Genomic DNA, 23113 nt, shown 5'->3' on the forward strand with positions numbered 1-23113 from the left:
GTTAAATTTTCAAACCGCAATATAGTACAACGATATGCAGTTTTAGACTAGGGTGTAAACAGTAGAGCATTATATAATTTATTGATTAACTATATGAAAAATATTAAGTATCAATAAAGTTAACAGTAATGAATTTTTTTCATTTATTGATGAAAATAGTGATTTCGGATATTCAGTATTTTAAAAGTAGATCCGCCTGTATTTATTTTTTTGTTTCTGCTGTTGTATCTTTCATATTGTCGGGGAAATGGTCTTATATCTACAACAACTATGCTGCATGGGATTGCCAGCTTTAATACACAAGAATCCATGGCATTAAACATGGACTCTTGTCAAACGAGCTTAACGATAATTAGGCATTTTTCTCGCGGGCAATGGCACGATAGCCAATATCACTACGGTATTGCATACCAGTAAATGTGACCTGACCACAGACTTCAAGTGCATTGATTTGTGCTTCAAGTACAGTATTTCCTAGTGCAGTGACGCAAAGTACCCGGCCACCTGCGGTGATTACCTGACCTTCGGCATTCAAGGCTGTACCGGCATGGAAAATTTTTGTTCCTTCCGGTGATTGACCTAAACCGGAAATCACATCGCCTTTGCGTACAGTTTCTGGATAGCCTTCGGCAGCAAGCACGATGCCAATCGATTTACGTTCATCCCATTTGGCTTCTTTGGGTAAATTGCCTTCTACACCGGCAAGTACCAGATCAACCAGTGACGATTGTAAACGCATCATGATTGGTTGTGTTTCGGGATCACCAAAACGGCAATTGAATTCGATTACACGTGGGTGACCTTCGGCATCAATCATCAGTCCGGCATAGAGAAAGCCCTTGTAACGATGACCGTCATTTGCCATACCATTGACTGTTGGACGCATAACTTGTTGCATCACCCGTTCAAAGACTTCATCTGTCACGACTGGTGCAGGGGAATATGCACCCATGCCACCAGTATTGGGTCCCTGATCACCTTCAAAAATACGTTTATGATCCTGAGATGTTGCCATTGGTAAAATATTTTCACCATCAATCATACAGATAAAGCTGGCTTCTTCACCTTCTAGGAATTGCTCAATCACCACCCGGCTACCAGCATTACCAAATTTATTGCCTGCCAGCATGTCATCAATGGCAGCAAAGGCTTCATCATTGCTCATGGCAACGATAACACCTTTACCCGCAGCTAGACCATCTGCCTTGATGACGATGGGTGCACCGTGTTTTTCGACATAGGCTTTTGCTGGTGCAACTTCGGTAAAAACTTCATAAAATGCAGTCGGAATATTATGTTTTTTTAAGAAATCCTTGGCAAAGGCTTTGGAACCTTCCAGTTGTGCTGCGTATTGGGTTGGTCCCCAGATTTTAATATCGGCAGCTTCTACTGCATCGACTACACCATTGACCAGTGGTGCTTCCGGACCAACAATAATCAGATCGACCTGATGTTGCTGGGCAAAACGGATGATGGCAGGATTATCCAGAATATCCAGCGCAACATTTTCACATTTTGTCTCGGTTGCAGTGCCTGCATTGCCAGGTGCGACAAATATTTTTGTGACTTTTTCATCCTGAGCGATTTTCCATGCCAGCGCATGTTCACGTCCGCCACTGCCTAAAACGAGAATATTCATTTTATTTACCTTTCTGTCATATTTTAGGGTTTATGCAATAAACCCCTACAATTATATTTTATAAAGTAGGGGCGTATTGTATACGTCCAATTATGGGCATTTTAATTTTATTAATGACGGAAATGACGCATACCGGTAAAGACCATGGCAATACCATGTTCATTCGCAGCGGCAATGGTTTCTTCATCACGCATCGAACCACCCGGTTGAATGATACATTTAATGCCTGCTTTAGCCGCATTATCAATGCCGTCACGGAATGGGAAAAATGCATCTGATGCCATCACTGCACCTTCAACCACCAATCCGGCATGTTCGGCTTTGATTGCTGCAATACGGGCAGAGTTAACACGACTCATCTGACCAGCACCGACACCAATGGTTTGACGGTTTTTCGCATAAACAATGGCATTGGATTTGACATATTTTGCAACTTTCCATGCAAAAATAAGATCATCAATTTCCTGTTCTGTCGGTGCGCGCTCGGTCACGACTTTAAGATCTGCGGCAGTGATCATACCCAAATCCTGATCCTGAACCAGTAATCCACCATTGACACGTTTGAAGTCAAGTTGCGCAGCACGTTCATCAATTTTTGGTAATTCACCACACACCAGTACACGAACATTTTTCTTGGCGCCAGTGATTTCAAGTACACCCACAGCAATGCTCGGTGCAATAATCACTTCGACAAATTGGCGATCAACAATTGCCTGTGCAGTGGCTACGTCAAGTTCACGGTTAAATGCAATAATACCGCCAAATGCAGATTCTGGATCTGTTGCATAGGCCAGATTATAGGCAGTTTGAATGCCATCCAGAGAAACCGCAACACCACAAGGATTCGCATGTTTTACGATAACACATGCCGGTTTCGCAAAGGATTTTACGCATTCCAGTGCTGCATCGGTATCAGCAATATTGTTATAAGACAGCTCTTTACCTTGTAATTGTTTTGCGGTTGATACAGAGGCTTCTTTGGCCGCAGCATCAACATAGAATGCAGCTGCTTGATGCGGGTTTTCACCGTAACGTAAATCTTGTGCTTTATTCAGTTGTAAATTAAAGGTACGCGCAAATTTATCTGCTTGACCTTCTGCTTTACCAACACGTGCACCAAGGTATTGGGCAATCATGCCATCATATTGTGCAGTATGTTCAAATGCTTTTACTGCCAGATCAAAACGGGTTGCAGATGACAATGCACCGTCAGCTTTTAATTCTGCAATCACAGCATCATAGTCGCTGGCATTGACAATAATACCGACAGAAGCATGGTTTTTTGCCGCAGCACGTACCATGGTCGGACCACCAATGTCGATATTTTCAATTGCATCTGCAAGCGAGCAATTTGGTTTTGCCACAGTTGCAGCAAATGGGTAAAGATTGACAATCACCAAGTCAATTGCAGCAATCTGATGTTCCTGCATAACGGCTTCATCTAGCCCACGACGTGCCAGAATTCCACCATGAATCTTAGGATGCAGGGTTTTTACCCGTCCGTCCATCATTTCGGGGAAACCGGTATGTTCAGATACTTCTGTTACAGGTACTTGATTATCTTTAAGTAATTTATAAGTACCGCCGGTAGAAAGGATTTCGATATTCAGACTGGCCAATTCTTTGGCAAATTCAACAATACCGGTTTTATCAGAAACAGAAATTAAAGCACGAGAAACTGTCATAGCAATCAGATTTTTAAACGGTTAGAAAAAGATAGGACATAAAAATGCCCGCAAAGTAGCGGGCATTTTATCATTTATTCAGCCATAAGTCCGTGGGCTTTTAACTTTTTACGCAAAGTGCCGCGGTTTAGTCCTAAAATTTCAGCAGCACGGGTTTGGTTACCACGTGTATATTCAAGGACGACTGATAATAATGGTTTCTCCATTTCGGCCAAAACCATGTCGTACACTTGAGAAGGTTGTTCACCTTGCAATTGAGCGAAATAGTGGCGAACTGCGCGATCAACGTGGATACGTAATGCGACGTCTGATTGTGCAGTAAAAATAGGAGACTTGCTATTCATGCTATAAATCCGAAATTGAACCACTAGATCGATAGTGGCATGTTAATAAGTTAAGCGATCAAAACGATAGAGTTTTTTTAGATCGTAAAAAAACTCTATCTTAATTTACTAACGAAGCTTCACTGTATACTTTTTGTTCTCATTAAGGGTTGTTCAAAAAGTATCCTAATATAAATATCACACGAAAAAAAATCTAGGCCAGCATAAACTAGCTAAGAAGTAGATTGCATGATATCAAATTACCAGAACAGTAAAGGAGACGAGTGAAACTTCAATGGCGCTATAATATCATTATCTGAAAAAAAGTGAGTAAATAAAGTTCATTTTTTCTTAATTTTTTTGCTGTATTTTTAGGCGATTTCAATGTATAGTGCAGCACTTTTTTGTTTCTTATTAAGCACTCTGATCTGTATTTATCGATGAAAAAAGATGATTTGATACAAAAGTAGACTAATTAACAGCACGTGAATTATTCCCCAGACCAGATAATACAGCACACTTTTTTTCTGTTTTTTTTCTGTTATCAATGTGGATTTTTGTTTTTTGGCCATCATTATTGGGTCAAAATCCGCATCGTCTTTAGTTGAGTGGATGGGACTCAAGGTATCTAGATAATTCAAATAGGTATAAAGATTTAACTGCGATCCATCGACACCTTGTGACATCAATTGATTTACATGCTGAATTAACGAATTCTCAGTATCAGAATGTATTGCACTGTATTTCAGCCTAGCACCCACAGCATTTTGCTGATGGGCGATAAGCATGTCATTAATGTAATGGGTGATAGAAGGTGGGCGGTAATCCGGATCTTTAATAAAACAACTATAGGCATCAAAAATATGCCGACAGTGTGCGCATCTCACTAGGCCTTGTGTAATATTTAATTCCATCAAGGAGAGTTGATAGACTGTTTGACAACTCGGACATTGACTCAGATAGCGCACGATCAACTTCCATCCATATAGTGAGTGATGCTGTAAAGTTATGCCTTACGATGACCTGACAGGCGACACCAGTTTTCTTCACGCATTTGTTGTCCTGTCATTTCAAAATACGGTGTATAGGCTTGTTTTACGTCTTCAATTTGTTCCTCGATCAAACCTGCCAATGCAATTTGACTTTCAACCCGAGTCAGATCATAAAAAGTTTCTACCAGAGACATTAACGGTTTGGCAAGAATGTTTGCCACCAAAACATCTGCCGGACCTTGATAATGCTGCTCAAATTCTTCCGGTAAGCCAACATATAATCGGTCTGCAACACCATTTAATTCCGCATTTTGTTTGGTAGCCAAAACTGCTTGAGGATCAATGTCTGTGGCATAGACATATTTTGCACCAAGTAACAATGCTGCAACACCTAAAATCCCGGAACCACAACCATAATCCACCACAATTTTATCTTGAAGGTCTATGCCGGCAAGCCATTGCAAACACAGGAATGTACTGGCGTGATTTCCGGTTCCGAAAGCCAGACCAGGATCAAGTTTAATATTGGTCACGTCGGGATTAGGCGCTTCGAGCCATTCTGGCACGATCCATAAATTCTCGGCCACTTGAATAGGTTCGTAGTAATCCATCCAGGCACGTTCCCATGCCTGTTCTTCTATAGTTTCGGTTTTGATTGCAATACTGGGTATTTGTGCATCAATAAATGACAGCAGCGCTTTTTCATCAATAGGCTCTTCTGCTGTCTGTTGAAAGATTCCGGTCACAATAACTTTATCCCAAAGTGGTGTTTCACCCGGTAAAGGCTCAAGTAAGGCCTGATCTTCTGCATCATCCAGTGTGACGCTCACTGCACCTAAAGACATTAATACTGTTTCAGTAAAGTCGACTTGTGGTTTATCTACCGTAATATGAATTTGTAACCAGTTCATCCAGATCGCTCAGAAATTTATAGATTTGCATAATTGTAGCGGATATTGGATGTAGAAATATATAAAAACAACCAAGCCTATACTTGCAAAACAATATGTGATTTAAAAATTGAGCAGGTAGAATTGTTTTAATCGCAATTATAGGGGGTAATCCTGATCCTCAATCATAAAAATGATCAGGATTACTCGCTTTAGTCTGCTTGTGTTGTGCGTTTGTCGATCACGGGATCAAATTTATTGATCAAGGTGCCAAAGATTGCCGCGAAAATATACATAAAGATTGAATAGACTGCTGCCGGCATGGCAATGGCGGTACTCGCCATGACGGTAAGCGCAATGGTCATAGCCAATGTACTATTATGGATGCCAATTTCAAAAGCGCAGGCCCGAGCCTGAAAACTGTTAATACCGACGGCACGAGGAATAAAATAACCAATTGCAAGACTTAGGGCACAAAATAATGCAGTGGCTAAACCGACCTGAGCAATATAGTCTAAAATATTATGGCGTTCCTTGATAATCGCGCCAGCAATGATCAAGATTAAAAAAACCACGGCAAAAATGCGTACCGGGCGATTTAACTTTTCCGCAATCGGTGCAGCATAATGTCGAATCAACATCCCAATAGCAACCGGAATGATGATGATCAAAAATACTTGGATCACTTTTGAAAATTGTAAGCCCACATGCTGAGCATCGTTGAGAAAATATAAAATGGCAAAGTTGACGATGATGGGCAGGGTAAACGCCGCTAGAATCGAATTGATCGCTGTCAAGGTAACATTCAGTGCAATATCACCTTTATATAAATAACTGAATAAATTGGCTGTAGGGCCGCCAGGGGAAGCAGCCAAAAGCATTAAACCGACTGCAAGTAAAGGCGGTAAAGCCAAGAGATTACATAAAATAAAAGCGATCCCGACCAGCACAATCAATTGACAAAAGAGGGCTAGGAAAACCGCTTTGGGATGTTGCCGTACACGGGCAAAATCTTTTGGGGTAAGTTCCAGACCCAAACCAATCATGACGATGGCAAGTGCCAGAGGCAAAAAGATGGTAATCAATCCTGAATCCATAATCATTCCTTGAATAAAAATAGTAAACCCTTGTTGAAACAGTATTTATTGATATTTTTTCCATCTTATATCAATAAAACTAAAAAGTTTTCCTCTAATTTTGAGTTTATCCAAGTTGCGTGCAAAGACAAGAAGTTTTAAGACAGATTACAAATCAATAGGCTCATGAAGTCTGAGGAATGGCATTGTTCATTTGTACAATGACAATGAAAGATATGGCAAAAATCCAGAAAATAGCGAGAATGATAAAATGACAAATGTTTTGGATAAAAATATAGCACCCGAAAGTGCTATATTTACAGAGTAAGGTATTTAACCCATTTAATTTATTGAACTTCTACTGGTAATTGTTGATCAACTGGGGCTTCTTGTGCCTGAGGTGCATCACCACTTACATCCGGTACTTGTGGCACATTCGCAGGCAAATCTGCTGTTGTTGGTGCATCTAATGCTGGAGCAGCTGCATGTTGTGGTTGAATGGCAGAGCCTTCACTACCTGTTGGAACTGGGGGCTGGAACTGTAATTTACCCTCAGCGTTTTGCTGACAAGTACCGTTAAAGGTCACGCCTTTATGAGAATAAGACACCAGATCACCGGCCGCTTTTTTATTACATGCTTTGATTTGTTTTTGCACTTCAGCTTTACTGAGTTCATCAGTATTGGCCAGTGCCATACCTGAATAACATAGGGCTGCCGAAACACACATTGCTTTTAATATCATGTTTTTCATCTATATATCCTCTTTAATTGCTAAGTTTTATTGCTAGCTGATAATTTTTAAGTATAGAACGATGGGATAAATAGTTAATTTGATTTGTATATTAATCCTGCTACAAAGTGTCAAGGATTGTGGATGAAATGTGAAGTCATCTGGATTTGTTGGCATTTTATTTTAATTCAGTGATATAGATTTAAATAGAAGCAAATTTGCGATGAGATCAAATCATGGTGTGAACATTTTAGTTGGCTATCATTTTTAGGTTTTGTGCTGTTTTGATTGGCATTGCAAGGGTTATAGTCAAATAATTTTGTAAAATAGCCATCAATTTTGGCGTAATTTTGCTACAATAATCAGTCATTTTTTTAAGTGTTTTATAACCATGCATTATCCTAAAGTTTATGATGTTATTGTGATTGGTGGCGGTCATGCAGGAACCGAAGCCGCTTTAGCAGCAGCACGTATGGGGCGACAGACCCTGTTGCTGACACATAATATTGAAACTTTAGGCCAGATGAGTTGTAATCCTGCCATTGGCGGTATTGGAAAATCGCATCTGGTGCGTGAAATCGATGCACTTGGCGGTGCGATGGCGCTGGCTGCCGATAAAGGCGGCATTCAATTTCGTATTTTGAATTCACGCAAAGGGGCAGCAGTACGTGCCACCCGTGCGCAGGCAGATCGGATACGTTATAAGGCTGCTATTCGTTATACACTGGAAAATCAACACAATCTGGATATTTTTCAACAAGCTGCCGATGATTTAATTGTGGAAGGCGATACCGTCAAAGGCGTGATTACCCAAATGGGAATCCAGTTTGATTGTAAAACCGTAGTGCTGACCACAGGGACTTTTCTGGGTGGGGTCATCCATATCGGTTTAAAAAATTCCAGTGGTGGACGTGCCGGTGATCCGCCTTCTATCGCATTGGCGCATCGTTTGCGTGAATTAAATCTTCCGGTGGGACGTTTAAAAACCGGTACGCCACCGCGTATTGATGCACGCTCAGTTGATTTTTCTGTGATGACACCGCAACCGGGTGACTTCCCATCACCAGTGATGTCATTTATGGGTGATGTGTCTATGCATCCTGAACAGATTAATTGTTATATTACCCATACCAATGAACGTACTCATGAGATTATTCGTGGTGGATTGGATCGTTCGCCAATGTACACGGGTGTGATCGAAGGTGTTGGGCCACGCTATTGTCCTTCTATTGAAGATAAAATTCATCGCTTTGCAGATAAAGATTCGCATCAGGTGTTTCTGGAGCCGGAAGGTTTGGATACTCACGAACTTTATCCAAACGGAATTTCGACTTCTTTACCTTTTGATGTACAGTTTGAGTTGGTTCGTTCGATTCGTGGTATGGAAAATGCGCATATTTTGCGTCCCGGCTATGCGATCGAATATGACTACTTTAATCCGCAAGCGCTAAAATATACGCTGGAAACCAAAGCCATTTCAAATCTGTATTTTGCCGGTCAGATCAATGGGACAACCGGCTACGAAGAAGCTGGTGCGCAAGGTTTGTTGGCAGGTTTAAATGCCGCACGCCGTGCTTGGGAACAGGAAGAATGGACACCAAAACGCGATCAGGCTTATATGGGTGTTCTGGTGGACGACCTGATTACGTTAGGGACCAAAGAACCGTATCGTATGTTTACCTCACGTGCCGAATATCGCTTGATGCTACGTGAAGACAATGCCGATCAACGCTTAACACCAGCAGGGCGTGAGCTGGGTCTGGTTGATGACGTACGCTGGGCAGCGTATTGTGAAAAAATGGAAGCAGTAGAGCGTGAAACTTCTCGGTTACAACATTTATGGGCGGCACCAAATAATCCAATGGGTAAAAAATTCATTGATATGACCGGTGCAGACTTGTCTAAAGAATGTAGTGCGATTGATCTGTTAAAACGTCCAAACATTAATTTTGCCCAGATTGCCAAACTAACCGATTCGCAGGTATCGGAATTTGTGGGTGAGCAAATTGAAATTGCGGTGAAATACCAAGGCTATATCAATCGTCAGCATGAAGATGTGGCACAGATGAAACGTCTGGAGGAAACCAAAATTCCAGCCGATTTTGATTATGATATTGTATCCGGGCTTTCCCGTGAAATCACGCAAAAGTTAAAAACTGTTTTACCTGAAACCTTGGCACAGGCCAGTCGTATTCCGGGCGTAACGCCGGCAGCAGTGCAACTGGTGATGATCACCATCCGTAAAAATGCACAGATTAAAAAATCTGCCTAAAGTTAAAATCGAATAAAGCTGGAAAAGCGGTCAGAAATATGACCGCTTTTTTATGTTCAAATAAGCTGTGAAGATTTGGCTTGTTCATTGAATTTCAAAAAACTCTGGATCAATGTAACTGTTTATAAAAAAATGTAACATAATGGACTTGAAAAATGTGTGTAAACAACCCATTATTAAACTGACAAATCTCATGCTTTTATTTTTTTAAGTTAATGAAAAATATTAAAAATATATTTAAAAAGCGTCGAAAAAAACCTTGAAAAATAAAGTATGCCCCCAATTTATTTAAACAAGTGAAAATTTATGATGAGGATAATAACAAATGCGTTTTGAAAAATTTACAGATCGTTTGCAACAAACATTATCAGATGCCCAGTCTCTGGCCACTGGTAAAGATCATACTGCGATTGCAGGCATCCATATCTTATCGAGTTTGCTGGAAGAACCTGCCAATCAAAGTTTATTGCAACAGGCGGGTGCCAACCTGAACCTGCTGAAAGATAAACTGGCGCAGGCAATTAAAGATGCACCGACCATTAGTAATCCTACGGGCGATGTCAATTTAAATCCGGAAGCGGTAAAAGCCTTAAATCTTGCCGATAGCTATGCACAAAAAGCAGGCGATGAGTTTCTATCGACAGATTGGGTGCTTTTGGCACTGGCAGAACAGGGTGAAACCAGCAAAATTATCAGTGCCAGTGGCGCAGATGCAAAAAAATTACGTACTGTGATTGAAAAAATTAGAGGAACAGAAAAAGTGACCACCAGCAACCATGAAGAAAATCGTGATGCTTTGGGTAAATATACCATTGATTTAACAGATCGGGCCTTGGCGGGCAAACTTGACCCTGTGATTGGTCGTGATGATGAAATTCGTCGCACTATTCAGGTGTTATCTCGTCGGACTAAAAATAATCCGGTGTTAATCGGTGAACCCGGTGTCGGTAAAACTGCAATTGTAGAAGGACTGGCACAACGCATTGTCAACAATGAAGTCCCGGAAAGTCTCAAAGGTAAACGTGTACTCTCGCTGGATTTGGGTTCATTACTGGCCGGTGCAAAATATCGGGGTGAGTTTGAAGAACGCCTAAAAGCGGTATTGAAAGATCTGGCGAAACAAGACGGACAGGTGATTCTGTTTATTGACGAATTGCATACGCTTGTTGGTGCAGGAAAATCCGAAGGTGCTATGGATGCCGGTAATATGCTGAAACCTGCACTTGCCCGTGGTGAATTGCGTTGTGTCGGTGCAACCACGCTGGATGAGTATCGTCAGTTTATTGAAAAAGATGCTGCACTGGAACGTCGTTTCCAGAAAGTTCTGGTAGATGAACCAAGTGTAGAAGATACCATTGCAATTTTACGTGGTCTCAAAGAAAAATATGCCACCCACCATGGTGTGCAAATTCTAGACTCCGCGATTATTGCTGCGGCAAAAATGTCACATCGTTATATTACAGATCGTCAATTGCCAGATAAAGCGATTGACCTGATTGATGAGGCAGCTTCCCGAATTAAAATGGAGCTGGATTCCAAACCTGAATCTTTAGACAAACTTGATCGTCGGTTGATTCAACTGAAAATGCAGCTTGAAGCTGTGAAAAAAGATGAAGATGCTGGTGCCAAAGGTGAAGTTAAACATCTTGAAGCGCAGATTGCCGAGAAAGAGAAAGAATATAGCGAACTTGAAGAAGTCTGGCGCAAAGAAAAAGCCTTGGTTGAAGGCACCAAAGATGCACAGGTTAAACTGGATCAGGCGCGTATTGCTTTTGAAAAAGCACAACGTGAGGGTGATCTGGCCGAAGCTGCCCGTTTGCAGTATGGCGTGATTCCGGAATTGCAAAAACAGCTGGATCAGGATGAAGTTGCCGAAGAAAACGAAGCACCAAAATTGCTGCGTAATAAAGTGACTGACAATGAAATTGCCGAAGTGGTGAGTGCAGCAACCGGGATTCCAGTGGCGAAAATGCTTCAGGGCGAACGTGAAAAATTACTGCATATGGAAGAGTTTTTACATAATCGTGTGGTAGGGCAGGATGAGGCTGTGGTTGCAGTGTCCAATGCTGTACGTCGTTCTCGTGCCGGATTGTCTGATCCTAACCGTCCAAGTGGTTCATTCCTGTTCCTTGGACCTACAGGGGTCGGTAAAACAGAATTGACCAAAGCCTTGGCCAACTTCCTGTTTGACAGTGATGATGCCATGGTTCGTATCGATATGAGCGAATTTATGGAAAAACACAGTGTCAGCCGTTTGGTGGGTGCCCCTCCGGGTTATGTCGGTTATGAAGAAGGCGGTGTATTAACTGAAGCCGTACGTCGTAAACCTTATAGTGTGATTTTGTTTGATGAGGTGGAAAAAGCGCATCCGGATGTATTTAATATCCTGTTGCAGGTACTGGACGATGGCCGTTTAACCGACTCGCAAGGTCGTGTTGTCGATTTTAAAAACACTGTGATTGTGATGACGTCCAATCTGGGTTCACAAGATGTGCGTGAGCTGGGTGAGGATGCTAGCAATGAAGAAGTGCATGCCGTGGTGATGGCTGCGATTGGTCAGCATTTCCGTCCGGAATTTATCAACCGGATTGATGAAGTGGTGGTATTCCAAAGCCTGAAAAAAACGCAAATGCGTGGTATTGCCGATATTCAACTGGATCGGTTACGTGACCGTCTGGGTGAACGTGAAATCAGATTGCGTGTTGAAGACGATGCGCTGGATCAACTGATCGAGATTGGTTACGATCCTGTGTTTGGTGCCCGTCCGTTGAAACGCGCCATTCAGCAAGAGATTGAAAATCCATTGGCACAACAAATCCTGTCAGGTGAGTTTAGTGCAGGAGATACCATTGTGGTGTCCAAAGATGGCGAGCATTTAGCGTTTAATAAATTAAAATTCAACTAAACTGATGTGTAAACAAAAGCCCTTTCAAGTGATTGAAAGGGCTTTTGTTTTTATCGACAATAAAAAAATTTAGTCTATAACATTCATCATAGGTGCTGTATTCGCAAAGTTTATTCGGGAATTTTGATATCAATTCCTAGTTCTGCATATTTTTCTTTAATCAGTTTTAAGTCTTCTTCTAAATCGGTTGGGTGGATTTTGGCAAAAATACCGCCGGATTTTGTCGGTGCATGCGCATACATTAAAATAATCGGTACATTGGCGGCTTTGGCTATATGCCAGAAACCGGTTCGAATTGGCTTGCGGTCTGCACTATTTTTGGCACGGGTTGCTTCCGGTGCAATTACCAGTGAAAATTTATCATGCGTGTTAAACTCCTGTACCATTTGCTCGACAATATTACCTTTGTTGTGCCGATCCACAGGAATACCACCAACCGCTTTTAAAAGTGGTTTTAGTGGCCCTTTGAATAATTCTTTTTTGATCAAGGTATAAATCTTGATATCCAGAATCGCAAAAATTGCTAGGGAGAGTACCGCATCCATATTTGAGGTATGTTCAAAGCCGATAATCACTTGTTTATTTTCCAGTAACGAGGGATCTGCCTGATAGGTCCAGCCTGCCAATTTAAAAATACTTTCGCCTAGACGCTTTTTCATGAAAAAATCTCAAGTAACCAGAAATGATGCGAAAGCATGCCTGAAAATTTTTAAAAAGCAATGAGGGAAAGGTTTAAAATTTTATAAACAGTTTTATGGCATGGTTCATGCTTTAATCATATCATCAGTGGATTGAAATCAACTGAATACATCATTGCGGGAGAGTGTTTAAGTACACGCCGAAGGAGCAACCGCCTCGGAAACTCTCAGGCCACAGGACTGTAATGATGAAAAACAATCTGGAGAGTAGCTGAGAGTGATTATCCACTCTGGCTCACCGAAGGGGAAGGTATGTAGGCTGAATACTGTCTATATACCAAAACTCTCAGGTACAAATGACAGATGGGGCAAACCACAACAAATCAACATTTGTACGGAGTTTGCTTATGTCTCATATTGTTATTATTGGTGCGGGAATTACCGGTGTCACCTCCGCCTATATGCTGGCAAAACTTGGTCACCAAGTGACGGTGCTGGAAAAACATTTATGTCCGGCCATGGAAACTTCATTTGCCAATGGCGGTCAATTATCGGCGTGTAATGCCGAAGTCTGGAATCAAATCAGTACCCTTAAAAAAGGCTTAAAATGGATTGCAAAATCCGATGCACCTTTATTGCTCAATCCTTCCTTTAGCGTGCATAAATATTCGTGGTTATACGAGTTTGTATCTAATATTCAGCATTACGAGGAAAATACCCTTGAAACGGTAAAGTTGGCATTAGATGCGCGTTATCGTCTATTTGAGATTGCTGAACAAGAAAATATTGATTTTGATCTGGAAAAACGCGGTATTTTGCATATTTTTCACAATGATCATGATTATGTGGTTGCCAATCAGGTCAATCAATTGCTAGTTAAGGGCGGTTTAGAACGTTTTGCGGTGACACCTGATGAGATGATTAATATAGAGCCTTCGTTAAAAGGCGAATATGTCGGTGGATTTTATACGCCTGATGATGCAACGGGGGATATTTTTAAATTCACCAATGGTTTGGCAAAAGCCTGTGAAAAATATGGTGTGAATTTTCAATTTGGGGTTGAAGTGACAGACATCAAACTGTCTGAAAAGAATGTTGAATTAACATTTGTGCCGAGTGAAGAAAATGTACACCATTTTCAGCCGCAGCAGCTCCAAGCCGATGTGCTATTGGTGTGTGGTGGTGTGAGTAGTTATCAACTGGCGCATCAACTGGGTGATCGAGTGAATATCTATCCAGTAAAAGGCTATTCAATCACGGTTCATCTGGAAGCAGAACAATTCAAAGCCAATGCGCCATGGGTGAGTTTACTGGATGAGCGGGCCAAAATTGTCAGCAGTCGTTTGGGAGAAAATCGTTTACGGGTTGCTGGAACGGCAGAATTTAATGGCTATAATCGTGATATCCGTGCCGATCGAATTTCACCGCTATTACAATGGACGCGTGAGAATTTTGATCTGGATGCCTGTCATGCTGTACCGTGGTCAGGCTTACGGCCCATGACACCCAATATGATGCCTAAAGTGGAGCAGGGTAAACATTCCCGGGTATTTTATAATACTGGTCATGGTCATTTGGGTTGGACTTTATCTGCGGCTACCGCAGAAATTATTAGTCATAAGATCAATCAAGCCTATTCATGATTTTTGGACGCATTGTGATTCTCAGTATTTGAATTAATCAGCGAAGTGAGCTTAGGCACACATGCGCTTCGCTGAGAATTAAAATTTAATTTGTAAATTATTGTATGTTTGTAAGTACTTTAATCAAAAACAATAGAATATATTTAAATAGTATATAAATATCAATAAATTATATTTTGATTGTGTTTTGCTTGGCAAAAAATAACATACCTTAAACCTACCTTTTGCATGTTAGCTTGAAGATATTGGCATTGAATGAGAATAGATGTCAATAACGACAAAGGACAAGGAGAATAGAATATGGGAAGCATGATGAAAGCAGCCGTTGTCACGGCATTTAATCAACCGCTTGAAATTAAAGAAGTGGAAATTCCAAAAGTTTCTGCAGGTAAAGTATTGGTCAAGGTTTTTGCTACAGGTGTTTGCCATACCGATTTACATGCGATGCATGGTGACTGGCCGATTAAACCGACTGTACCTTTTATTCCTGGACATGAAGGTGTCGGTGAGGTTATTGAAATCGGTGAAGGGATTACCCATCTAAAAATTGGCGATACTGTCGGGATTCCTTGGTTATATTCGGCATGCGGGCATTGTGATCACTGTTATGCAGGCTGGGAAACATTGTGTAAAGAGCAACAAAACTCCGGTTATTCGGTCAATGGTAGTTTTGCAGAATACTGCCTTGCCGATGGTGAATATGTCGGTGTGATTCCAGAAGGTGTTGATATTTTGGAAATTGCACCGATTTTATGTGCAGGTGTAACCGTATATAAAGGTCTGAAAATGACCGAGGCCAAAACTGGCGACTGGGTTGCAATTTCCGGAATTGGTGGTTTGGGCCATGTGGCAGTGCAGTATGCCAAAACTATGGGCTTTAACGTGGTTGCAATTGATGTCGATGACTCCAAACTGGAGTTGGCAAAAGAATTGGGTGCTGATGTTGCAATTAATGCACTTAAAGTGGATGTTCAGGAAGAAGTAAAAAAAGCAACAGGTGATGGTTGTCATGGCGTATTGGTCACAGCAGTGTCACCAAAAGCCTTTGAACAGGCAGTAAAAATTGTACGTCGTGGTGGAACAATGGTCTTAAATGGCTTACCACCTGGTAAATTTGATTTATCAATTTTTGACATGGTTCTTGACGGTATTACCGTACGTGGTTCAATTGTAGGTACACGACTGGATTTAAAAGAAGCACTGGATATTGCTGCGCGTGGTAAAGTCAAAGCGCATATTAGCGTTGAGCCACTAGAAAATATTAATGATATTTTTGAGCGTATGGAAGCGGGTAAAATTGATGGACGTATTGTGATTGATCTGCGTACTTAATGGCGGATAAAACATAACGATTGATTAAAATTGATGCGTTAATGATTTTGAAACGTATAAGTTTGTTGAGCAGGCTTATACGTTGACTCGTTTATATGGAAGAGTCTTATACAGCCAAATTTTGCTGATGATGCAAGCAAAAATACTAAGTGATACATGCTTTATTGCATACTTAGTATTTTATGTTAAGTTGCTTTATAGCTTTCAATATCAGATTTTACTGATTGAGAATATGTCAAAAATACAAAATCAGTGTTTAGGGTCTGTTGACATTTGATAAATAGATTGCGTTGTAGGCTAAAATTTCTTCAGATGAGGAGTGTACTCCGCAAGACAAAGCGAAGGCAATGGCTATTCCCTTGTCGAGCTTTGTAACGACGTATGGGGGAATTTTAGCCACAACCCTTTGGGACAGGGTTGTTTTCCTTGCGGCGCAGTGCGCCTCATACTGCGTTATGAATAGTTAATTTAGAATAACTAAATTTCACTATTCATGCCTTGTATTGCCTAAAAAAAAACCACTGTCGCAATCATAGACGAAATGTCAACAGACCCTAATAATCTTGAATAAATAGACCCTTTCCACTCTCACCAATGAGATGATGTGCATCACTTTCTGCCAGTTTAATTTGCAGGCGCAGATCATTTGGTGCATCAGAATGTTTTAATGCATCTTCATAGCTAATCTCACCTGCTTTATACAGATCATATAGTGCCTGATCAAAGGTTTGCATACCCAGTTCCCGGGAACGTTTCATCAGATCCTTAAGCTCATGAATTTCACCTTTGCGGATATAATCCTGCATCAACGGGGTATTGATCATGACTTCAACTGCTGCACGACGTCCCTTACCATCTTTTGTCGGGACAAGTTGCTGGGCGATAATTGCTTTTAGGTTTAATGAAAGGTCCATATACAGTTGGTTATGTCGATCTGCATCAAAGAAATGAATCACCCGATCTAGTGCCTGATTGGCATTGTTAGCATGTAGTGTGGCAAACACCAAATGTCCGGTTTCTGCAAAGGCTACCGCATAGTCCATCACTTCACGAGAGCGAATTTCTCCAATCAGAATCACATCGGGTGCTTGACGCAGGGTATTTTTCAGTGCCACTTCGAATGAATCGGTATCAATGCCCACTTCACGCTGAGTAATAATACAGCCTGCATGTTGATGGATAAATTCAATCGGATCTTCGACGGTGATGATATGTCCACGTGAATTATGATTACGATAGCCGACCAGAGATGCCAAAGAGGTAGATTTACCGGTCCCGGTTGCGCCGACAAATAAAATAATACCCCGCTTGGTCATGCTGAGTTCTTTAAGAATCGGTGGTAATTTCAGTGCTTCTGGGGTTGGAATACGCGTTTCGATTTTACGCAATACCATACCCGGCATATCACGTTGCTGAAAGGCACTGACTCGAAAGCGGGCAGTTTTTTCACGATCGGTGATGGCAAAGTTACATTCCCGAGTGCGGGCAAATTCGTCGCGTTGTTTTTCAGTCATGATGGACTGAATAAGCTGTGCAATGATTTCTGGGCTAAGCTTGGTTTTTGTGACCGGTAATATTTGCCCGTTAATTTTCATTGAGGGCTCTACATCGGCAGAAATAAATAGATCTGATGCATTTTTTTCAATCATCAGTTTTAATAGTCCATTAAAGTCCATGGTGTCCCTTACCTATAAGAATGCTTCTGGAGTTTTTGCTAATGTACGTGCCATTGCACTGGTAATTAGCCCTTTATTTACAAGCTCTTTTAGACTTTGATCCAGCGTGACCATGCCTTGTGTTGCACCGGTTTGGATAGCTGAGTACATTTGTGCGACTTTGTTTTCACGAATCAGGTTTCGAATTGCAGAGGTTCCAATCATGATTTCATGTGCAGCGATACGACCGCCACCGTTTCGTTTTAACAGGGCTTGGGAAATCACTGCCTGTAAAGATTCTGACAGCATGGCACGGACCATGTCTTTTTCTTCGGCAGGGAAAACGTCAATGATACGGTCAATGGTTTTGGGGGCAGAGGTGGTATGTAATGTACCAAAGACCAGATGGCCTGTTTCTGCCGCGGTCAGTGCCAGACGAATGGTTTCAAGATCTCGCATCTCACCAACCAGAATAATGTCTGGATCTTCACGCAATGCGGAACGCAGGGCTTCGTTAAAGCCATGGGTGTCACGGTGTACTTCACGCTGGTTAATTAAACATTTTTTGGATTGATGGACAAATTCTATTGGATCTTCGACCGTCAGAATATGGTCATAACGGCTATCGTTAATAAAATCCAGCATGGCAGCAAGCGTTGTGGATTTACCGGAACCCGTTGGGCCGGTAACCAGCACCAGTCCCCGTGGTAATTCACAAATTTCCTTAAATGTTTGCCCAAGCCCGAGTTGTTCCATGGTCAATACTTTGGAGGGAATGGTTCGAAATACTGCACCGGCACCACGGTTTTGATTAAATGCATTGACACGAAAACGGGCAACACCCGGAACTTCAAAGGAAAAGTCTGTTTCTAGCAGTTCCTCATAATCCCGACGTTGCTTATCATTCATGATGTCATAAATGAGTCGATGAACTTCTTTATGATCCATTGCAGGCAGATTAATCCGTTTGACTTCTCCATCGACACGAATCATTGGCGGTAAACCTGCTGATAAATGTAAATCTGATGCCCCATTTTTTACCGAAAAAGCCAACAATTCTGTAATGTCCATTGTTCCCCCTTAAAATTTCTGATTATCTATGGTCTGTTGTACATTCATAAAGGAATTGCCAATAGACTTTAGAATGATAAGATGTTCGCTCTATGAAACCAAGTGATTTCATCGCAAAAAACTACTGATTTCTAATTCCGGGAAAGTAAAATGCCACAATTTGCTTTGCAATATGCACAGGTTCAACAACAGATTCAACACGCATGTAAAAAGTCAGGTCGGGCAGTCACATCCGTACAGTTACTGGCAGTATCAAAAACTCATCCTGCCTCGGCAATTACTGCCTTTTATCAACTGGGACAGCGTGCATTCGGCGAAAATTATTTGCAGGAAGCACTGGATAAAATCGAGCAGCTCAAACAATTATCAATTGAATGGCATTTTATTGGTCATGTACAGCGCAATAAAACCAAGCATCTGGCAGAAAACTTTGCTTGGGTACATGGTGTGGATCGTTTGATTATTGCCGAACGCTTATCTAATCAGCGTCCAGAAAATCTAGCACCCTTAAATTTGTGTTTGCAGGTCAATATTGATGATCAGGAATCCAAAGATGGTTGCCGTGTTGATGAGGTTGCCGATCTGGTTGCGCAAATCACTCAGTTGCCGAATATTCAGTTACGTGGCTTGATGGTCATTCCAAAACCAGAGCATAGCGCAGCATTTGCTCAGACGAAACAATTGTTTGATCAGGTAAAAGCCAGACACCACCATCCTGAACAATGGGATACCTTAAGTATGGGCATGTCAGGTGATCTGGAGGCTGCGATTGCTGCAGGCGCGACCATTGTACGGATCGGTACGGCTTTGTTTGGCCAGCGTGATTATCCATAGTTTTGAGAATAGTTTTTAAGATCAGAACAGAAGGACCATTGTTTTGTCAGACGAAAAAATCAAATGGATGGCGTTTCTGGTTGCCGCAACTTTCTTTATGGAAAATTTGGACGCCACTATTATCACCACGGCATTGCCTGCCATTGCACAAAGCTTTCAGGTTTCGGCGATTGATCTGAATATTGGGATTAGTGCGTACTTAATTGCTGTGGCAATTTTTATTCCCATTAGTGGCTGGATGGCAGATCGGTTTGGTGCGCAGACCATTTTTATTGCTGCCATTGCGATCTTCACCTTTGCATCGATTTTATGTGGTTTGAGTCCAAATCTTGAATGTTTTATTCTGGCGCGAATTTTACAAGGTATTGGCGGTGCCATGATGGTGCCGGTCGGTCGCTTGGTGGTATTGCGTTCGGCACCCAAGAAAGATTTGGTCAAGGTGATTGCCTATATTACTTGGCCGGGTTTAGTGGCACCAGTTCTAGGGCCACCGCTGGGCGGATTTATTGTCACTCATTTTGCATGGGAATGGATTTTTTATCTGAATGTTCCTTTGGGAATATTGGGCATTCTGGCGAGTTTAAAACTGGTGGATAACTTTAAGCAGGACAATATCGCTGCATTTGATTATCTTGGTTTTATCCTTCTGGCGGGTGCCTGTGCCAGTGTGATGTATGGTATGGAAACTATCGGACAAAACCCTGCACATTTCCAGAGTAGCTTGTTACTGGCTTTTGTCGGGTTGGTTTTGTTTGTGATAGCCATTCGTTATATGCAGCATAAAACAGCACCGTTGTTGAGTTTTAATGCCATGAAACAAAAAACATTTTCGGTGAGTATCTGGGGCGGTTCAATTTTTCGTATTGCGATTAGCACCATTCCGTTTCTATTGCCGTTGATGTTTCAGATTGCATTTGGTTTATCTGCCTTTGATGCTGGGCTGTTAGTGTTGGCGGTGTTTGCCGGTAATCTGGTGATGAAACCGTTTACCACACAAATTATGCGTCGTTTTGGCTTTAAAAAGGTTTTATTGGTCAATGGCATCATTGGTGCAATCACCATTGCCAGTTGTGCGTTATTTAGTCCCGATACTCCATGGAGTGTGATGCTGCTATTGATGTTTATCAATGGCTTAAGTCGTTCAATGCAGTTTACCTGTTACAACTCCATCAGTTTTGCCGATATTCAGGCCAGTGATAAAAGTCATGCGTCGACTTTATTCAGTATGTTCTTTCAGATCAGTATGGGTATGGGCGTGGCATTGGCAGCATTGATTTTGCGGGGATTGATGTATGCACAAGGACATCAGCAATCTACGCTTCAGGATTTTCACTGGGCATTTATTATCGTGGCGTTATTTTCATTATTGTCATTAATCGATGGTATTCAGCTTAAAAAAGATGCTGGTGATGCTGTCAGTGGCTATCGACCTGCATCTTCCGCTTAAATGCATTATTTAATTAATTGGTGGATTTTCGGTTGAATATCAATTAATTCAACTGCGCCATAAAACGTTGAAAACGGCACATCTTTGGCATCCAGACCTGTACCAACCCGAACAAATTGATCAATCGGCCCCATTTTTGTGGCATCAAATAAAACCCACTGATCGCCCAGATAAGCTTCAAAAATGGCATGAAAATCGGGTTGCGCCGTGTAAAAGGGCATATAACCGAAAACAAAACGGGCAGGAATATTCAGCGAACGGCAAATGGCAATGCCAAGATGGGCAAAATCACGGCACACACCAGCACGGTTGACCAGAATATCCCGTGCCGTGGTGGTATTATCGGATGAGCCGGATTCATAGATCACGTTTTCATAAATCCAGTCACAGATTGCCTGAACACGATGGTAACCCTTGGAAATTTCGCCAAAAGTTCGCTGGGACATCCCGGCAATTAAATCTGACTCACAAAAGCGACTCGGGGCCAGATAAAACAATGTATCGGAAGGTAAATCAACAATTTCGTTTTCTACTAGTGTTTGATCTCGTGGCGGAATATGTAGTTCGACTTCGGCTTTATAGTTGAGAGCCAATTGGCCTTGCTGTGCTGTGATTCTAATCAGGCGATTCAGGTCATGATCACGATTAAAATGTCGAATATTGCCCTTCGGATGAATATTTAAGGTTTCATTCAGTATGGTTTGCCACGGGTGATGCGCCACTTCAATTTCAAAAATAAATTCTGTATTTTCGGTTACTTTATAGGTTAATTGACAGTCGATTGCTACTTTTATCATTTATTCAATACTCATCAATTTATATGTTGATTATGTGGCAATAATGATGCCAGATGTCAAATTATTCTGTTGTTCTTATGTGCTTTTTTCCTCCTTACGACGTGTTTTTTGTGGTTCCAAAAATTTAGATGTGACATAGGCGAATCCTATACAAAACAACATGCTAAGTATAACAAATAGCATGGCCATCAAAATATGTTGAAAGGAGAGATATGCACCACAACCAAGGATAAACAGCAAAATTGGAAAATGCGTAACATACAGGGTATAAGAATAACTGGCAGCATGCGCAAAAACTGGTTTAACATGTTTGATATTTAAACGTAATTGTAATAACCAACAACTCAGGGCAATGCCAACACAGACATTAAAAGAGCTAAAATTATCGGCACGATAGACTAGCGTATGCTCAATGATCTGAAATTGATAAAAATCAAAAATGGCAATCAATGCTGCAAGACTGAAAAAGCTGATTTTAAGCGGTTGTAACAGATCAAGGTTTAAGTTTTGATAAACCGCAGGAAAAGAAAAGGCGAAGGCCAGTAACCATACACAAAAATACAGGAAAAATTGCAGATTCAAGAGTGATAAAATACTGATCAAACCGATAAATAGCAGGATTGCACCGATGCGATGGTACAAGGCAAGACAGGCTGCAAGCACATAGAACCATACTTCATAGCTTAAACTCCAAAGGGGCGCATTGGCAGATAGCGTATTGGTTAAAAATCCGTTGAGAAAGAGCACAGAACCAATCAGTTCGGTAGGGTCGATGGTAATGTTTTCCCGTATCATCATGCCTTGTTGCGGTAGAATTTGATGTGTTCCGGAATAAAAAAAATCAGGGGCAAGATGATACAAAACCGTCACCAGCAATAGGGCAAAAATAAAGGGTGGTAAAATACGTTTACAGCGCTGACGGAAATAGGACTTTAATTGAAACTGTTGATGAATATAGATATTTTTTTGAATGGAATGACCGATTAAATAACCACTTAACACAAAAAACATCATGACCGCAGCCTGACCGAGCAGACGCACCAATGAATAAAGACTCAAATCCAGTGGACCGATAAAAGCCTGAAAACAATGACTAAACAGCACAATAATCGCACTTAGGCCACGTAGGCTATCAAGCTGTAGACTAAATTGTCTGGGCAATGCCTGATCATGGCTGATCATT

Annotated in this window: 17 protein-coding genes, 1 pseudogene and 1 riboswitch; of the genes and pseudogenes, 6 read left to right on the forward strand and 12 right to left on the reverse strand. The window is 41.4% G+C overall.

The genetic code is table 11. From position 1 onward, the window contains the following. Positions 1-352: 352 nt before the first annotated feature. The 7 genes and pseudogenes from purD to CRO21_RS17830 form a co-directional block, all read right to left on the reverse strand. On the reverse strand, positions 353-1639 hold the full coding sequence (gene purD, locus CRO21_RS03655) for a phosphoribosylamine--glycine ligase (RefSeq protein ID WP_097077950.1): 1287 nt from the start codon (positions 1637-1639) through the stop codon (positions 353-355). A gap of 110 nt (positions 1640-1749) precedes the next feature. Continuing rightward, complete coding sequence (purH, locus tag CRO21_RS03660; protein ID WP_097077951.1) at positions 1750-3324, reverse strand: bifunctional phosphoribosylaminoimidazolecarboxamide formyltransferase/IMP cyclohydrolase; 1575 nt, start codon at positions 3322-3324, stop codon at positions 1750-1752. Between the two features lie 74 nt (positions 3325-3398). Beyond that, positions 3399-3668, reverse strand: a complete 270-nt coding sequence (gene fis / locus CRO21_RS03665; RefSeq protein ID WP_087618960.1) for a DNA-binding transcriptional regulator Fis — start codon at positions 3666-3668, stop codon at positions 3399-3401. A 413-nt stretch (positions 3669-4081) separates the two neighbouring features. Further along, positions 4082-4615: a zinc-ribbon domain-containing protein gene (locus tag CRO21_RS03670; protein WP_097077952.1), complete on the reverse strand. Its 534-nt coding sequence runs from the start codon at positions 4613-4615 to the stop codon at positions 4082-4084. Positions 4616-4653: 38 nt separating this feature from the next. After that, complete coding sequence (gene prmA / locus CRO21_RS03675; protein WP_097077953.1) at positions 4654-5550, reverse strand: 50S ribosomal protein L11 methyltransferase; 897 nt, start codon at positions 5548-5550, stop codon at positions 4654-4656. Between the two features lie 191 nt (positions 5551-5741). Continuing rightward, positions 5742-6626 (reverse strand): bile acid:sodium symporter family protein, encoded by an 885-nt coding sequence (locus CRO21_RS03680; protein WP_097077954.1) that lies wholly within the window; start codon positions 6624-6626, stop codon positions 5742-5744. Positions 6627-7126: 500 nt separating this feature from the next. After that, positions 7127-7357 (reverse strand): annotated as a pseudogene (locus tag CRO21_RS17830) (hypothetical protein); the annotation flags it as partial. Positions 7358-7727: 370 nt separating this feature from the next. On the opposite strand from CRO21_RS17830, the gene mnmG reads away from it, so the two are divergent. After that, positions 7728-9608 carry a tRNA uridine-5-carboxymethylaminomethyl(34) synthesis enzyme MnmG gene (gene mnmG / locus CRO21_RS03690; protein ID WP_097077955.1) on the forward strand — a complete coding sequence of 627 codons (1881 nt, stop codon included), beginning with the start codon at positions 7728-7730 and terminating at the stop codon, positions 9606-9608. Between the two features lie 325 nt (positions 9609-9933). After that, positions 9934-12513, forward strand: a complete 2580-nt coding sequence (gene clpB / locus CRO21_RS03695) for an ATP-dependent chaperone ClpB (RefSeq protein ID WP_097077956.1) — start codon at positions 9934-9936, stop codon at positions 12511-12513. Positions 12514-12623: 110 nt separating this feature from the next. Here clpB and CRO21_RS03700 read toward each other — a convergent pair whose 3' ends face one another. Continuing rightward, on the reverse strand, positions 12624-13172 hold the full coding sequence (locus CRO21_RS03700; protein WP_097077957.1) for a 1-acyl-sn-glycerol-3-phosphate acyltransferase: 549 nt from the start codon (positions 13170-13172) through the stop codon (positions 12624-12626). A gap of 147 nt (positions 13173-13319) precedes the next feature. Further along, a riboswitch (glycine riboswitch) is annotated at positions 13320-13404 on the forward strand. Between the two features lie 154 nt (positions 13405-13558). Between CRO21_RS03700 and CRO21_RS03705 the strand changes: the two genes are divergently transcribed. After that, positions 13559-14794 carry a D-amino acid dehydrogenase gene (locus CRO21_RS03705; protein ID WP_097077958.1) on the forward strand — a complete coding sequence of 412 codons (1236 nt, stop codon included), beginning with the start codon at positions 13559-13561 and terminating at the stop codon, positions 14792-14794. 300 nt (positions 14795-15094) lie between these two features. Next, positions 15095-16126, forward strand: coding sequence for an alcohol dehydrogenase AdhP (gene adhP, locus CRO21_RS03710; RefSeq protein WP_097077959.1), 1032 nt, complete (start codon positions 15095-15097; stop codon positions 16124-16126). Between the two features lie 554 nt (positions 16127-16680). Here the strand turns inward: adhP and CRO21_RS03715 are convergent. After that, entirely contained in the window at positions 16681-17802 is a 1122-nt protein-coding gene (locus tag CRO21_RS03715) for a PilT/PilU family type 4a pilus ATPase (RefSeq protein WP_097077960.1), read from the reverse strand. Between the two features lie 12 nt (positions 17803-17814). Then, entirely contained in the window at positions 17815-18852 is a 1038-nt protein-coding gene (locus CRO21_RS03720; protein ID WP_097077961.1) for a type IV pilus twitching motility protein PilT, read from the reverse strand. A gap of 150 nt (positions 18853-19002) precedes the next feature. On the opposite strand from CRO21_RS03720, the gene CRO21_RS03725 reads away from it, so the two are divergent. Further along, positions 19003-19686 carry a YggS family pyridoxal phosphate-dependent enzyme gene (locus CRO21_RS03725; RefSeq protein ID WP_097077962.1) on the forward strand — a complete coding sequence of 228 codons (684 nt, stop codon included), beginning with the start codon at positions 19003-19005 and terminating at the stop codon, positions 19684-19686. 43 nt (positions 19687-19729) lie between these two features. Further along, positions 19730-21133, forward strand: a complete 1404-nt coding sequence (locus CRO21_RS03730) for a DHA2 family efflux MFS transporter permease subunit (RefSeq protein WP_228150348.1) — start codon at positions 19730-19732, stop codon at positions 21131-21133. A gap of 5 nt (positions 21134-21138) precedes the next feature. Here the strand turns inward: CRO21_RS03730 and CRO21_RS03735 are convergent, their stop codons facing one another. Both CRO21_RS03735 and CRO21_RS03740 read right to left on the reverse strand, forming a co-directional pair. Further along, on the reverse strand, positions 21139-21930 hold the full coding sequence (locus tag CRO21_RS03735) for a transglutaminase-like domain-containing protein (RefSeq protein ID WP_097077963.1): 792 nt from the start codon (positions 21928-21930) through the stop codon (positions 21139-21141). 75 nt (positions 21931-22005) lie between these two features. Beyond that, entirely contained in the window at positions 22006-23112 is a 1107-nt protein-coding gene (locus CRO21_RS03740) for an acyltransferase family protein (protein WP_097077964.1), read from the reverse strand. Between the last annotated feature and the right edge of the window lies 1 nt (position 23113).

It is taken from the genome of Acinetobacter puyangensis, from assembly GCF_900096995.1.
GTDB lineage: Bacteria > Pseudomonadota > Gammaproteobacteria > Pseudomonadales > Moraxellaceae > Acinetobacter > Acinetobacter puyangensis.